Source organism: Halopseudomonas bauzanensis (assembly GCF_900114735.1).
Lineage (GTDB): Bacteria > Pseudomonadota > Gammaproteobacteria > Pseudomonadales > Pseudomonadaceae > Halopseudomonas > Halopseudomonas bauzanensis.
Genome location: NZ_FOUA01000001.1, coordinates 1,226,534 through 1,238,566, shown reverse-complemented (window position 1 = coordinate 1,238,566; position 12,033 = coordinate 1,226,534). Strand labels below are relative to the sequence as shown.

Genomic DNA, 12,033 nt, shown 5'->3' with positions numbered 1-12,033 from the left:
AATTGAGTTGGCTCGTTATTCTTCAAAATGTTTTATCACCGCTAGCGCTTCGCTTTTCATCCTTGTTGTGTGTGTCCGCATGGCACGATCGTATGCCCATTATTATGAAAATAATCATCAATGGGCACAGAAGTAAGAGTAGGAAAGGACTCATTCCTATAAGCCATTCGCGGGCGCCAGGAAATACCAAATAGGCACCAGTAACAAGGGCTGCTAGCCAAATACCAGCCTTCAACATCGTTTTAATATCGCATTTCATATTTTCTCTCCTGACAGGGGGCTGGCATGGCGTGGCAGTGTCAACTTTATCCTGTAGCGCCTGTCAGGATGATTGCCCTTCTATTACAACTTTGTAACCCAGGGCGGCTTCTGCTACCTCACTACGCCGCGGCTATATGACAGAACGGTAATTAAGAAGTCATCCTCCAGACAGAAATTGCCAACTATTGTTTGCATAGAACATACCTAATCCCATTTTGTCCTGGAGATTTATACTATGCTTAAGCTTCGTCCTACCCTCGTAGCGGTTTCATTAGCCCTCTCCATCGGTACGGGTCATGCGGCATCCATGCCCAATGCCGTTGTCTATAGTGCCAATGAGGGTGACGGCTCAATCAGTGCAATTGAGCTGCGAACAGGGGCTGTGAGCACTACAGCTATTTCCATCGTGCCTCATAATGTTCAGATATCCCCTGATGGGCAGATATTACTCGCTGTAGGTAGCCCGAAATCGGGATCGAAAGAGCAAGGCGGTCATGGTGGCCATGGCCAAGCGGAAGGTGGTGCAAAGGGGTTACTGCTGATGGATCCTGAGCAGCCGGAAAATGTACTGGAGGCTCTTCCTTCAGGCAGTCATCCTGCCCACGTCGTAACCAGTCAGGACGGGCGCTATGCCTACATCACAAATGCGGATAATGATATTTTGACGGTCGTTGATACGCAGAGGAAAACCGTTGTTGCAGAAGTTGAGACTGGAAGTTACCCCCATGGCTTACGCCTGAGCCCGGATGGTGATGAGCTTTATATCGCTAACGTCACTGATAATAGCGTGTCAGTTATAGATACAGAAAATCTCAAGGAAGCGGCACGAATCCATGTGGGCCAAGCTCCCGTTCAAGTAGCATACACGCCGGATGGTAAATACGTTTATGTGTCATTGCGGGATGAAAATAAGGTGGCGATCATAGATGCCGAGACGAGAAAAGTGGTCGATCGTGTTAGCGTAGGACGCAACCCTATCCAGCTATTCGCCGCATCAGACGCTAAAATGTATGTCGCGAACCAGGGCGATGCGGCCGACCCAGATGATAGTGTTACTGTAATTGATACAAACAACAGGACAGTTGTGAGTACGATAGTAACGGGGAAAGGGGCGCACGGTCTGGTGGCCAGTGATGACGGAGATTTTATGTTCGTCACCAATAACGTGGATAATACGGTAAGCGCCATTGATGTAAGGAAAGAAAAGGTAATCGCCACGTTTTTGGTTGGCCCAAATCCGAATGGCATCACCTATCGCAGCGTTCGTTAGTTATCTCCTACCAGCTTCGATAAAGCTAAAGCAGCCCGGCCTTCAGTCCAACCTGAAGGCCGGGCCGAATATTCAGTAGAGGAGTCAGATGATGGATAGACAATTTCAACCAAACCTGGGGCCCGCAGAGGTATACGAACGCTATCTCAGCCGGAATATTGCAGATCCGTGGGCACGCGTGCTGCTTGACCTGGTTTCCCCCCAGCCAGGTGACCATGTTCTGGATCTGGCATGCGGTACGGGTAGTGTGGCAAGGCAGGTTGCGCCGCTGGCCGGGGAGGATGGTCGCGTTGTTGCGGTCGATATAAATCCAGACATGTTGAAGGTCGGCAGCAAACAACAGATTCCGGACGGGGCCGCCATCATCTGGCACTCAGGGGATGCCACGCAGCTCGACCTTCCGGATAACGAATTCGATATTATTTTCTGCCAACAAGGGTTTCAGTTTTTCCCAGACCAGCCTGCAGCTGTGCTCGAAATGCGACGGGTACTGCGTTCCGGTGGTAAAGTAGTTGTCAGCGTATGGCAGTCGTTAAACCAGCAGCCCTTATTCCAAATCCTGTTTTCTTCAATTTCAAAGCATCTTGATGTGCCAGTTGCTGATTTGGATATCGCGTTTTCTTTGGGTAATGAAGAAACGCTGCATCAATTATTCAGCACCCAATTCAAAGATGTGCAGGTCGCCGCTATAACTTTACCTGTCCGAATTCCTGAACCTGAAAAATTTGTACAAATTTCAATATTAGGGGCTGCTACTTCGATTCCATCATTTGCAAACATGGATGCTACAAGCCGTCTTGCCCTCATAGAGAAGGTGACTAGCGATACGCTTGCGGCCGTGCAGGGGTTTGCGGAAGGAGGAGTTTTGGTTTTCGACATGAGCACGCATATTGTGGTTCTGAGTTGACAGCGAGCCAGTGTCATCGTTTACCTAGATAAAGCAGAAGACGCTATCGGTTTACGGGGCTTTCAAACACTGGGTTCGCGTCTGCCTTGATGTTAGACAGGTATACAATCTTTGCCTCTTGGCCAAAACAGCCGTTTTATCAAAAGCTAGCGGTTTTCTTTCGCATTCGAGCCTAATGAAGGCAAAGCATTTCCAGCGCAGTGTGACTGCCACGACCTTGACAACCTCTGGCTGTTCGACAATCATCACTCATGTATTCCGTCGTCCACGCCCGGTAATCGTGGAGCCCTTAGCGCTGAGAAGCGCCTCCTTTGAGCGGCTGCGCATTCCGAAAAGCCGCCAGCACCCGGTGCTGAATGCTCGTCTCATCACGCTTTATCGCTTGACCTCAAATCCGCGGTACCCACCTTGCGGGGAATGCTTTCCCTGCAAGGGAAAAGCTGTCTCCGCTTTTCAGCACGTTCAGAAATCGGAGAATTGCCATGAGCGCTACTCAAACCTCAGAAACCAAATACTTTGACCTTCACACCACTGGTATCGGTTACCTCAATCGCCTGCGGGAGGTGACTCCGCGCAAGGGAAAACCTTTCATGGCTGTGACCGTCGCCGCTCTGAAGGGGGCGACTGATGCTGTCGAGTACACCTACGTTGATTGCAATGTTGTCGGCGAAGAGGCTGAAAAGCAGATTCGTCGTTGCCAACAAGCGGTAGATGCTGAAATGAAGGTTCTGGTTGGCTTCCGGATTGGTGACATCTGGCCGGATGTTTTTACCTACCAGAATGGCCCCAAGCAGGGTCAGGCCGGTGTTTCACTGAAAGGTCGACTGCTGTATATCGGCTGGATCAAGATAAACGGCAAGATGGTCTACCAGGCCAAAGCGGTCACTGCCATGCCTGAACAGGAGCAAGAGGTAGCCTGATTTCAGGGCAGAGCAACCGCCCTTTCATATTCAATACACTCAAACCCATCGGGGAGCAATCTCACTCCCGGCGGGCGTGATGATTCTCCCCTTATTTCTGTTCGGAGAATCGACATGCTTTCAAAACAATTGTTGGTGGAAAATCCGCAGGGACATTACGCCCCGGCAACCATGGATCAGGTGTTCGAAGCTGCTCGGGATGCCATGCAGCAAAAGTTCCGCCGCGGAACAGCCTTCACCGCCCCAAGTGCTGTCAAAGAATATCTTTGGGTCCAGATGGTTAACTATGAACACGAAGTATTCGTTGCACTATTTCTCGATAACCAGCATCGCTTGATTGCTTGTACCGAGCTATTCAGGGGCACGATTGATCAGGCTGCTGTGTATCCAAGGGAGGTGGTCAAGGAAGCGTTGCGTGTTAACGCCGCCGCAGTGATCTTTTCCCACAATCACCCCAGTGGCTCGCCTTCTCCCAGTGAAGCTGATAAACGGCTGACTCATCGTTTGGTTCAGGCTATGGGATCTGTAGATATCCGCGTTCTGGATCACATCATCGTTGCCGGCACTGAAACTGCTTCGTTTGCTGAGCAAGGACTGATATGACCAAGGGTTGTTACATGGATCCACAGTCAACGGATCGTCATCTGATCCGTTTTAAGCATAGGTCTGACTACAGCGCCATGGCGTCGTAGGGCATTTATATCTACACCCTGCCGGGGTTCCCGGTAAGGGACTCCGGCCACTTCATGAGGATTCATTTCATGGGATGGTTATTTTCATATCGCAATAGAATGGATTTGATTCAAAAGCTGCTAGCTCCTGACAGAAACTATATTCGTAACCGTAAGGTGTTGCAGCATGCTTTGGTGGGCAACGAGCTGTGGATGGTGGTGAGACTGAAGCTGAAGATTGCCGGGGTGGTGAATGACAACGCCGTCGGCGACGACTACACCTTCATAGTCTGCGAGCTGCTTGCGTGTGCGGATGGCCTCTGGGGGCACAAGTCTATACCGGAAGAGATGGGGCCGTTCTACTACGGATGCCCGCTGCATTTTCTCGATATTACTCCAGACGGCAATAACCCTGAGTGGCGCGCTAAGCTGCGTGAGATCCATCGCCAGCGTGCCCCTGCGCATTCAGTGCAAGAGCGTGATGCAGCTTTAATTCCCACTGGGAAGGTGGTCATGACGCGCGCTGTATATGAACTCGTGCGTCGAGGTCTGGTTAATCCGTACCCGTACCTGCAGCGGCACCTGGCTGGGGATTGGGGAGATCTTTGTGACGAGGACAAGGCAGTAAACCTGTTGGCGTTAGATGAGCACGGTCAGTTGTTCTCCAGTTATGTGATTCCGGTAGAGGGGTCGCCCAAGCTATGGGTCATCACTGAAGGAGACCGCAGCGTAACAACCTTGTTGTTGCCTTCCGATTATTAGCTGAAAGCGGCGAATATTCTCTATTGATGCATCCGAGGATCTTCGTCTCTGATCGGATATCTGCAGCAAAAAAAATAAAGATGGCCACCAGTCGGTGGCCATCTTTTTGTCAGCTAAAGCCGTGGTGGTTTTACGTTTCATTAAACCAGTCAAATGAGGACTGATGACATGAGCCAGGCTAGCAATTCATATCTGGTAGAAGCAGTTGATGATGTTCTCGGTGGGCGCAGCGTCAGGGAATTCGAAAGCTTTGAAGACTTCTGGGCAGAATTCGATGCCGCTTTCTGGTACGAGAGTCAGGACGCCGGCGAGGACACATTGGAGAGCTATGACTACATAAAGAAAATATTCATGAAGCGCCTATAGGAAGTTGGGACCGGTGCGGTCAGCAACTCTCCATTCATGCGGTGAGGGACACCCAGACAGGAACAGTCTTGCTCCGTCTGGGTGGTAATACCAAGGAGGGAAGGTTGGGTTAAATCAATTGATCCAGTGATCCTCGCAGCCGGTACCGCTGCGGAGGGTTATCGTTGAACTTCGCTTTGTACCATTGCTCCAGGCTGACGCCGCTCCGGCGGGAAAAAGCCGGCGTCTCGTAGTCTGACCAGTCTCTGTTTTCAGCCAAAGGGTTATTGAGGTGCATTTTTGCTGCGTTGATTAAGCCGGAGATACCAAGCAATAACGGGGTCATGTGAATACTCCTGAGTAACGTGGGACACGCAAGCGCCAAGGCGGCTTGCGATTGCCAATCGGGTGGGAATATGACGAGACCCTGCCCAGGCGGGAAAGGCCCGTCTGGGTTGGTTTGAATAGCATTCAGCGCTGCAGAGCGCCGTCGACTTTTCAGAATGCGCAGTCGTTCAAAGGGTAGCGCTTCATTGCGCTGAGGGTTCCACGATCACCGGCCGTGGACGACGGTTGCCAGACAATAATTGGATTGCTTTGAGCTCCTGTCAAGCTGCTAAAGAAATACCAGAAATGGGTATTTCATTTCCCCTGTGCTTGGCCAGAAGATTACGCTGTAGTAACCCTGAACACAGGTGCATTACGGAGTGATCATGACAATGCAGGCTATCCTGAGGCGTCTTGTATTCGGGCTGGACGAAGACATTGAGGAGGTGACAGACCCTCAATGGTCGCGCCTGCAAACAGCCAATGATCTGTTGGGCACTCCATACCGCCGGGGCCTGTTGCAGCTGCTGTATGAGATGAGCGCAATACCGAGGGCTACGTTCGATACCTACGTTATGGCACCGATAGAACGTTACGCTGCATTTGTTCAGCTACTTCCTGCGTCTGAATCTCATCATCATTCTTACCCGGGTGGAATGCTGGATCATGGACTGGAGATCATGTGTTATGCCCTCCGAATTCGCCGGAAGCATTTATTGCCCGCGGGAGCCAGACCAGAGGATCAGGTATCGGTAGGCGAGCTGTGGAGCATGGGTATTCTGTACGCTGCACTACTGCATGACGTGTCAAAAGCGGCTGTGGATGTCGATATCTTGTTGCAGGATGGCTCGTTGTGGCGTTTGTGGAATGGTCCCATCCCAGGGACTTATCGCGTGCGCTACAAGTCAGGTCGTGATTACCACCTACATGCAGCAACCGGCGCTCTTTTTGCCCGTGACATTCTAGGCGGGGCGGTGCTGGATTGGTTGTATAGCGATGCAGTTTTGTTTGGACAGGTGATGTATTCGATCTCTGGCCATATGGAGCGGGCTGGCATTGTCGGCGAGATTGTTCATCAAGCCGATAAAAGTAGTGTGAGCAAGGCGATGGGCGGCGATCTGCGGCGGCTCGATGCCGCACCCAAACAGTCCCTTCAAAGAAAGTTGATCGATGCCCTTCGGCATCTCGTGAAAAGTGAGCGCTTGCCATTGAATGGGACTAAAGGTTCCGCCGTTTTCTTGTCCGAAGATGCTGTTTGGTTTGTCACACCAACGGTGCCGCGTTCGCTTAAGACGTACCTATATGAACAGGGGATACCCGGCGTCCCGGCAGATGAAAGTCGTTTATACGATGAAATGCTCGCGCATGGCCTGGTATTGCCAAACCCTGAAGGATTGGCAGTGTGGTCTGGCTGCACTGTGAAAGTCGGTGAATGGAGTACCTCCAAACTGCATTTGCTCAAAGCAACTCCGTCGCTCATCTGGGCAGCGGGAGACGAGCGCCCGGAAGCTAAAGCTGTCGTGACGTCCCCAGACGTTGAGCAGAGCATGGATTCAAGCGATCCAGCGCTGGAGACAGGGGCAAGTATCGGCGATACGAGGAATCGGTTGATTTCCGATGAGCTTGGTGGGAATGTAATTCCCGCCGCTGATGCGTCGTTGCCGCTGGTTCCACAAGCAACGCACCAGCGGCTACATGGTGAAACTGAGAAGATCGGCGAAGTAGCTCACGACCAAGGGGATGAATTTATCTCTTGGGTAAGGGAAGGCATTCACTCCAAGAAACTCGGGGTTAACCACGCCAAGGCCGTTGTCCATGTTGTGGCCGGTTCATGGTTCCTGGTGAGCCCGAATATCTTCAAGAAATACTGTGTAGACCGTTACGGACACGATGGGGCATGGGAACAGGTTCAAATCCGGTTCCAAAAAAAGAAGTTACATGTCCGCTGTCCAGGTCCAGAAAAGCGAAATATCGTTACTGTATCCGTCGCTGGCCCCAGCGGTAAGACCAGCACCCTCAAGGGAGTGCTGCTCAGTAAACCTGACATCCTGGGCGTTCCTCCTGCAAACAATATTTATCTCGAACTTCGAGAAGGAAATTGATGTGCACGGTTTAACGTTTGATGAGCTAATGACCGAGCTGTTCACGGAACGCTGGTCTTCTCTGAAAACACAGTCAGGCTATGCCATGTGCGTTCGTGTGATGAAGAGACACATAAAAACTGATTATCCGGCAGAGGTTACCAAGCAGCAGGTATTGGCTTGGCGGGCAACGGTTGTAAAGCGCCCGGGGAGGCCTGAGGGCATCTCCGAAGTAAGCTGGAATACATATAGTCGACACTTGAAGGCCCTCTACAACTTTGGAATTGAGCGGGGGTACGTTACAGAGAACCCTTTTCTTCGGGTCAATCTGAAGCCCCCCATACTAAAGACCAAAACGCTACCGGACGGGGCTATATCAAAAATACGACAGCTGCTCAGGTATTGCATGGATCTTGAGGAGAAAGGCGAGCCTCGGGGTGCTTATATCCATCCGGCCTGGTTCTGGCTGGTGGTGGTGGAGATGCTTTACCACACCGGCATAAGACAGAGGCAACTGCTATGCATCAAGCTGCATGACATCGACCTGCGGAACGCCCGCTTTATATGTTCGGCGGAAGGGGCAAAGAACTCGAAAGAAAGCCTGCTACCGCTGCACAGGGAGTTGATTCCGTTGCTGGACCACCTGTTGGACCAAGCGGTGCGCAGAGGTGCGAAGCCGTCTGACCAGCTGTTCAATGTGAACCTTCACAGCAAGAGGCACCGGCTCGAAACAATGAACACCTGGCAGGTGGGCATGTTTTTCACCCGGTTATCTCGCAAGCTGGACATGACAATCTCTCCGCACCGATTCCGCCACAGCTTCGCTACCGAGCTGATGGCCGGTGATAACGCGGATATTCACCTGACCCAGCTGTTGATGGGGCATTCGGATATCCGGTCCACGATGGTCTATGTGGATGTGCCGGTTGATAAGCTGAGAAATTATTTGATGCAGCGGTCCGAGGCGTAACGCTGAGCCTTGCCCCACCTCACGAGCGAATGGAATCGCTCAATCTCGGCTGGTGAGCAGGCACTCAGCCTGCATTTTTAGACCTACAGTTTCTTTGTCGACATGAGCGCAGCCCATTATTGCTGCCGCTTTTAATCCCACTACTTCCGCAACGACAATCCTGCTCTTTGTACCCTTAGCCACTACTGTCTGGCATCATGCCTTCGGAGAGATATCGCCCTGTCCAGCATGTGCGTAGGACATCTGCAGGCATAGACAAGGAACGAAATGCATGGCAATTCCAGATTTTCAGAGTCTCATGCGACCAGTGCTGGCGACCGTAGCCGATGGTACACCATTGGCATTGAGTAGCCTGCGTGAACAAGTCGCCAGCGGCTTTCATCTTAGCGATGCGGAGCTGCACGAGCGCCTGCCCTCAGGTAAGCAAACTGTGATCAACAACCGCATTGGCTGGGCGCGTACCTACCTGAACAAGGCTGGGCTGCTGAGTATCCCGGCCAAGGGCATGGTGCAGATTACCGAGCGTGGCTTGGAAGCTCTCAGCACCGGCCCAGAGCGCATAACTGTTACTTGGCTCAAGCGGTATCCCGAGTTCGCAAGTTTCCACACAGCACGCCCGGCCGACAGCAGCGTCAGTCCGCAACCTAGCGAGCCGTTAGAACAGGCCACACCTGACGAGCAGCTGACCAGCGCCCATCAAGCATTGACTCAGTCACTGGCGGATGAGTTACTGGCCCAGGTTCGCGCTGCCTCGCCTGGTTTCTTTGAGCTCCTGGTAGTGGATCTTATGATCGCCATGGGCTACGGCGGCTCGCGCAAGGAGGCCGGCAGCGCTACTCAGGCCACAGGGGATGACGGCATAGATGGCATCATCAAGGAAGACAAGCTCGGCCTGGATGTGATTTACCTTCAGGCAAAACGCTGGAGTAATACTGTACACCGCCCCGAGATCGATAAATTCATCGGAGCCTTGACCCGCCAGCGCGCTCGTAAGGGCGTGTTCATCACAACCTCGGACTTTTCCACCGGCGCGCGCGAAGCAGCGCTCAGCCTGGATATCAAGGTTGTGCTGATCGACGGAATAGAGTTGGCTCGGCTGATGGTTGAGAATAACCTCGGATGCAGCGTTAAACAGGTCTATGAGATCAAACACTTGGATACGGATTATTTCAACGAGGACTGAAATCGTTCTTAATTCAGCTGCAATGGAATGCTAAAAATGTTCAGGGAAATACAAGTCTGAAGCTGACCGTCCCCTGATCTGTGACCCTTCACGAGACGCCAGTCGCGCACATTCCGCTGACTGTTTGGGTGCGCTAGCCCGCTGATTCTTGACATTCGCTCAAGGTCGATTATGATCTTTCTCAGCAACATTGTGGATTAGCGGCAGTAGCCGTAGACACATTTAAGGTCAGGGCCTGACTTGTAATCAGTAGGTCCCGAGTTCGACTCTTGGTGCCGGCACCATCATTGAAAAGGCTCGCAGAAATGCGGGCCTTTTTTGTTTTGGGCAGATTGGACATGAGGGTGGCGGTGAGGACCTGACACGCCATCAAGCAAGCGCCAGTTTGGCGATACCCGAGCCGCCTGGGATCGGGTCGATAATCTCTTGCGGCTTCTGTATAGTCAGCCCCTCTAGAATTTCGGAAGACAGTTTGAAGATGACTACCCAGCTTCACATTGAACGGCAGCTAACGCCGCCATAGCGCCCAGCCCCCTCCGCTGTAAGCGACCCTGGACAGTCCAGTGGTTTTGTCTCGCTGTGCATGAGAGCTCCGCTCCTACGCAGCATCTCTAATCTTTTTGAAAATGTCATGTCGATCCATTGCGTCCGGTTCAAGCCGTGCTGCGTCGCCGACTCATGCAGTTGAGAAATACAATGCTTCTATCACTGAAACAAGACTGGTTCTCCAATATCCGCGGGGACATTCTGGCGGGTCTCGTTGTTGCCCTTGCACTCATTCCTGAAGCAATCGCGTTTTCCATCATCGCTGGTGTCGACCCCAAGGTCGGGCTTTACGCCTCATTCTGTATCGCCGTGGTAATTGCCTTTGTGGGTGGGCGTCCCGGCATGATTTCGGCGGCGACCGGTGCTATGGCCTTGTTGATGGTGACCCTGGTAAAGAATCACGGCCTTGAGTATCTGCTTGCCGCAACCTTGCTGTGTGGCGTGCTGCAGATACTGGCTGGTTACCTGAAACTGGGTTCGTTGATGCGGTTTGTTTCGCGCTCGGTCGTTACCGGCTTTGTTAACGCCCTGGCGATCCTCATTTTCATGGCGCAATTGCCTGAGCTGACCGGCGTTACCTGGCATGTCTATGCGATGACCGCGGCCGGTCTGGGAATCATCTACCTTTTTCCTTATTTACCCCGAGTGGGCAAGCTGATTCCGTCTCCCTTGGTATGCATCCTGACACTTACCGCTGTGTCTCTTTACCTTGGGCTGGATATCCGTACGGTGGGTGACATGGGTGAGCTGCCGGATACTCTGCCGGTATTTCTCTGGCCGGATGTCCCGCTGACTTTCGAGACGCTGGCCATCATTTTTCCCTATTCCGCTGCGCTGGCGGTGGTTGGTCTGCTGGAGTCCATGATGACCGCAGCCATTGTCGATGACCTGACCGACACCACCAGTGACAAGAACCGTGAGTGCAAGGGCCAGGGCGTAGCCAATATCGCTTCCGGGCTCATTGGCGGTATGGCCGGTTGCGCCATGATTGGTCAGTCGGTGATCAACGTGAAGTCGGGCGGGCGCACACGATTGTCCTGCCTGGTGGCCGGCGCTGTGCTGTTGATTCTGGTGGTGTTTCTCAGCGACTGGGTCAGTCAGATTCCCATGGCTGCCCTGGTCGCTGTGATGATCATGGTCTCGATCGGCACCTTCAACTGGTCTTCCATCACGGACCTGAAGAAGTACCCGCTGTCGACCAATATCGTCATGCTGGTGACGGTCGCCGTGGTCGTAGTCACCCATAACCTTGCATTCGGTGTGCTGGCGGGCGTGCTGCTGGCTGCTTTGTTCTTCGCCAACAAGGTGGGGCACTATATGGAAATCACCTCGACGCAGGACAAAGAGGGGAAGCAGCGAATCTACCGAGTTGTGGGCCAGGTTTTCTTCAGTTCCTCGGATAAGTTCGTCTCCGCCTTCGACTTCAAGGAGGTGTTGGAGAAGGTCACTATCGATCTGAACAACGCCCATTTCTGGGATATCACTGCTGTTTCGTCACTCGATAAGGTCATTCTCAAATTCCGGCGTGAACGGACGGAAGTAGAGGTGCTGGGACTCAACCAGGCAAGCGCGACCATCATTGACCGCTTTGGCGTCCATGACAAACCGGATGCTGTCGACAAGCTTATGGGCCACTGAGGAGGGTACTCGGAATGCAAGCCCAACCTTGATGCACTGATTTTCATCATGCTCCATTTCAACGCAAGCTCTCAGCCGCCAAGCCTCTAAATCAAGTCTTGGCGAGGCGGCACAGATATTGCTCCGTCCCTGTTGATCCATTCAATGAGGAC

12 protein-coding genes and 1 tRNA gene are annotated in these 12,033 nt (G+C 52.5%); 11 read left to right on the top strand and 2 right to left on the bottom strand.

What is annotated here, in order from left to right:
- Window positions 1–22: 22 nt before the first annotated feature.
- Window positions 23–259: a DUF2933 domain-containing protein gene (locus BM267_RS05695; protein ID WP_074777421.1), complete on the bottom strand. Its 237-nt coding sequence runs from the start codon at window positions 257–259 to the stop codon at window positions 23–25.
- A 237-nt stretch (window positions 260–496) separates the two neighbouring features.
- On the opposite strand from BM267_RS05695, the gene BM267_RS05690 reads away from it, so the two are divergent.
- From BM267_RS05690 to BM267_RS05665, 6 genes are all read left to right on the top strand, one after another.
- Window positions 497–1,531 carry a cytochrome D1 domain-containing protein gene (locus BM267_RS05690; protein WP_074777423.1) on the top strand — a complete coding sequence of 345 codons (1,035 nt, stop codon included), beginning with the start codon at window positions 497–499 and terminating at the stop codon, window positions 1,529–1,531.
- 91 nt (window positions 1,532–1,622) lie between these two features.
- Window positions 1,623–2,438 carry a class I SAM-dependent methyltransferase gene (locus BM267_RS05685; RefSeq protein WP_036990115.1) on the top strand — a complete coding sequence of 272 codons (816 nt, stop codon included), beginning with the start codon at window positions 1,623–1,625 and terminating at the stop codon, window positions 2,436–2,438.
- Window positions 2,439–2,920: 482 nt separating this feature from the next.
- Window positions 2,921–3,358, top strand: coding sequence for an STY4534 family ICE replication protein (locus BM267_RS05680; RefSeq protein WP_083392344.1), 438 nt, complete (start codon window positions 2,921–2,923; stop codon window positions 3,356–3,358).
- 114 nt (window positions 3,359–3,472) lie between these two features.
- The gene (radC, locus tag BM267_RS05675) at window positions 3,473–3,961 is read left to right on the top strand and encodes a RadC family protein (protein ID WP_074777425.1); all 489 of its coding nucleotides are present in this window, start codon (window positions 3,473–3,475) and stop codon (window positions 3,959–3,961) included.
- A 158-nt stretch (window positions 3,962–4,119) separates the two neighbouring features.
- The gene (locus tag BM267_RS17045) at window positions 4,120–4,791 is read left to right on the top strand and encodes a hypothetical protein (protein ID WP_235818217.1); all 672 of its coding nucleotides are present in this window, start codon (window positions 4,120–4,122) and stop codon (window positions 4,789–4,791) included.
- A gap of 168 nt (window positions 4,792–4,959) precedes the next feature.
- The gene (locus BM267_RS05665; protein ID WP_074777427.1) at window positions 4,960–5,157 is read left to right on the top strand and encodes a hypothetical protein; all 198 of its coding nucleotides are present in this window, start codon (window positions 4,960–4,962) and stop codon (window positions 5,155–5,157) included.
- 109 nt (window positions 5,158–5,266) lie between these two features.
- Here BM267_RS05665 and BM267_RS05660 read toward each other — a convergent pair whose 3' ends face one another.
- Window positions 5,267–5,482, bottom strand: a complete 216-nt coding sequence (locus BM267_RS05660) for a hypothetical protein (protein ID WP_074777429.1) — start codon at window positions 5,480–5,482, stop codon at window positions 5,267–5,269.
- A gap of 367 nt (window positions 5,483–5,849) precedes the next feature.
- On the opposite strand from BM267_RS05660, the gene mobH reads away from it, so the two are divergent.
- From mobH to BM267_RS05635, 5 genes are all read left to right on the top strand, one after another.
- Complete coding sequence (gene mobH, locus BM267_RS05655) at window positions 5,850–7,565, top strand: MobH family relaxase (protein ID WP_074777431.1); 1,716 nt, start codon at window positions 5,850–5,852, stop codon at window positions 7,563–7,565.
- 1 nt (window position 7,566) lies between these two features.
- Window positions 7,567–8,514: a tyrosine-type recombinase/integrase gene (locus tag BM267_RS05650; RefSeq protein ID WP_074777433.1), complete on the top strand. Its 948-nt coding sequence runs from the start codon at window positions 7,567–7,569 to the stop codon at window positions 8,512–8,514.
- Window positions 8,515–8,785: 271 nt separating this feature from the next.
- Window positions 8,786–9,697 (top strand): restriction endonuclease, encoded by a 912-nt coding sequence (locus tag BM267_RS05645; protein ID WP_074777435.1) that lies wholly within the window; start codon window positions 8,786–8,788, stop codon window positions 9,695–9,697.
- Window positions 9,698–9,906: 209 nt separating this feature from the next.
- Window positions 9,907–9,981, top strand: a tRNA-Thr gene (locus BM267_RS05640).
- A gap of 412 nt (window positions 9,982–10,393) precedes the next feature.
- Window positions 10,394–11,881: a SulP family inorganic anion transporter gene (locus BM267_RS05635; RefSeq protein WP_074777437.1), complete on the top strand. Its 1,488-nt coding sequence runs from the start codon at window positions 10,394–10,396 to the stop codon at window positions 11,879–11,881.
- Window positions 11,882–12,033: the final 152 nt, after the last annotated feature.

Coding starts and splice junctions, on each gene's coding strand:
- BM267_RS05635 (WP_074777437.1), top strand. CDS start 10,394: ATGCTTCTATCACTGAAACAAGACTGGTTCTCCAATATCCGCGGGGAC.
- radC (WP_074777425.1), top strand. CDS start 3,473: ATGCTTTCAAAACAATTGTTGGTGGAAAATCCGCAGGGACATTACGCC.
- mobH (WP_074777431.1), top strand. CDS start 5,850: ATGACAATGCAGGCTATCCTGAGGCGTCTTGTATTCGGGCTGGACGAA.
- BM267_RS05695 (WP_074777421.1), bottom strand. CDS start 259: ATGAAATGCGATATTAAAACGATGTTGAAGGCTGGTATTTGGCTAGCA.
- BM267_RS05685 (WP_036990115.1), top strand. CDS start 1,623: ATGGATAGACAATTTCAACCAAACCTGGGGCCCGCAGAGGTATACGAA.
- BM267_RS05690 (WP_074777423.1), top strand. CDS start 497: ATGCTTAAGCTTCGTCCTACCCTCGTAGCGGTTTCATTAGCCCTCTCC.
- BM267_RS05660 (WP_074777429.1), bottom strand. CDS start 5,482: ATGACCCCGTTATTGCTTGGTATCTCCGGCTTAATCAACGCAGCAAAA.
- BM267_RS17045 (WP_235818217.1), top strand. CDS start 4,120: ATGGGATGGTTATTTTCATATCGCAATAGAATGGATTTGATTCAAAAG.
- BM267_RS05665 (WP_074777427.1), top strand. CDS start 4,960: ATGAGCCAGGCTAGCAATTCATATCTGGTAGAAGCAGTTGATGATGTT.
- BM267_RS05680 (WP_083392344.1), top strand. CDS start 2,921: ATGAGCGCTACTCAAACCTCAGAAACCAAATACTTTGACCTTCACACC.
- BM267_RS05645 (WP_074777435.1), top strand. CDS start 8,786: ATGGCAATTCCAGATTTTCAGAGTCTCATGCGACCAGTGCTGGCGACC.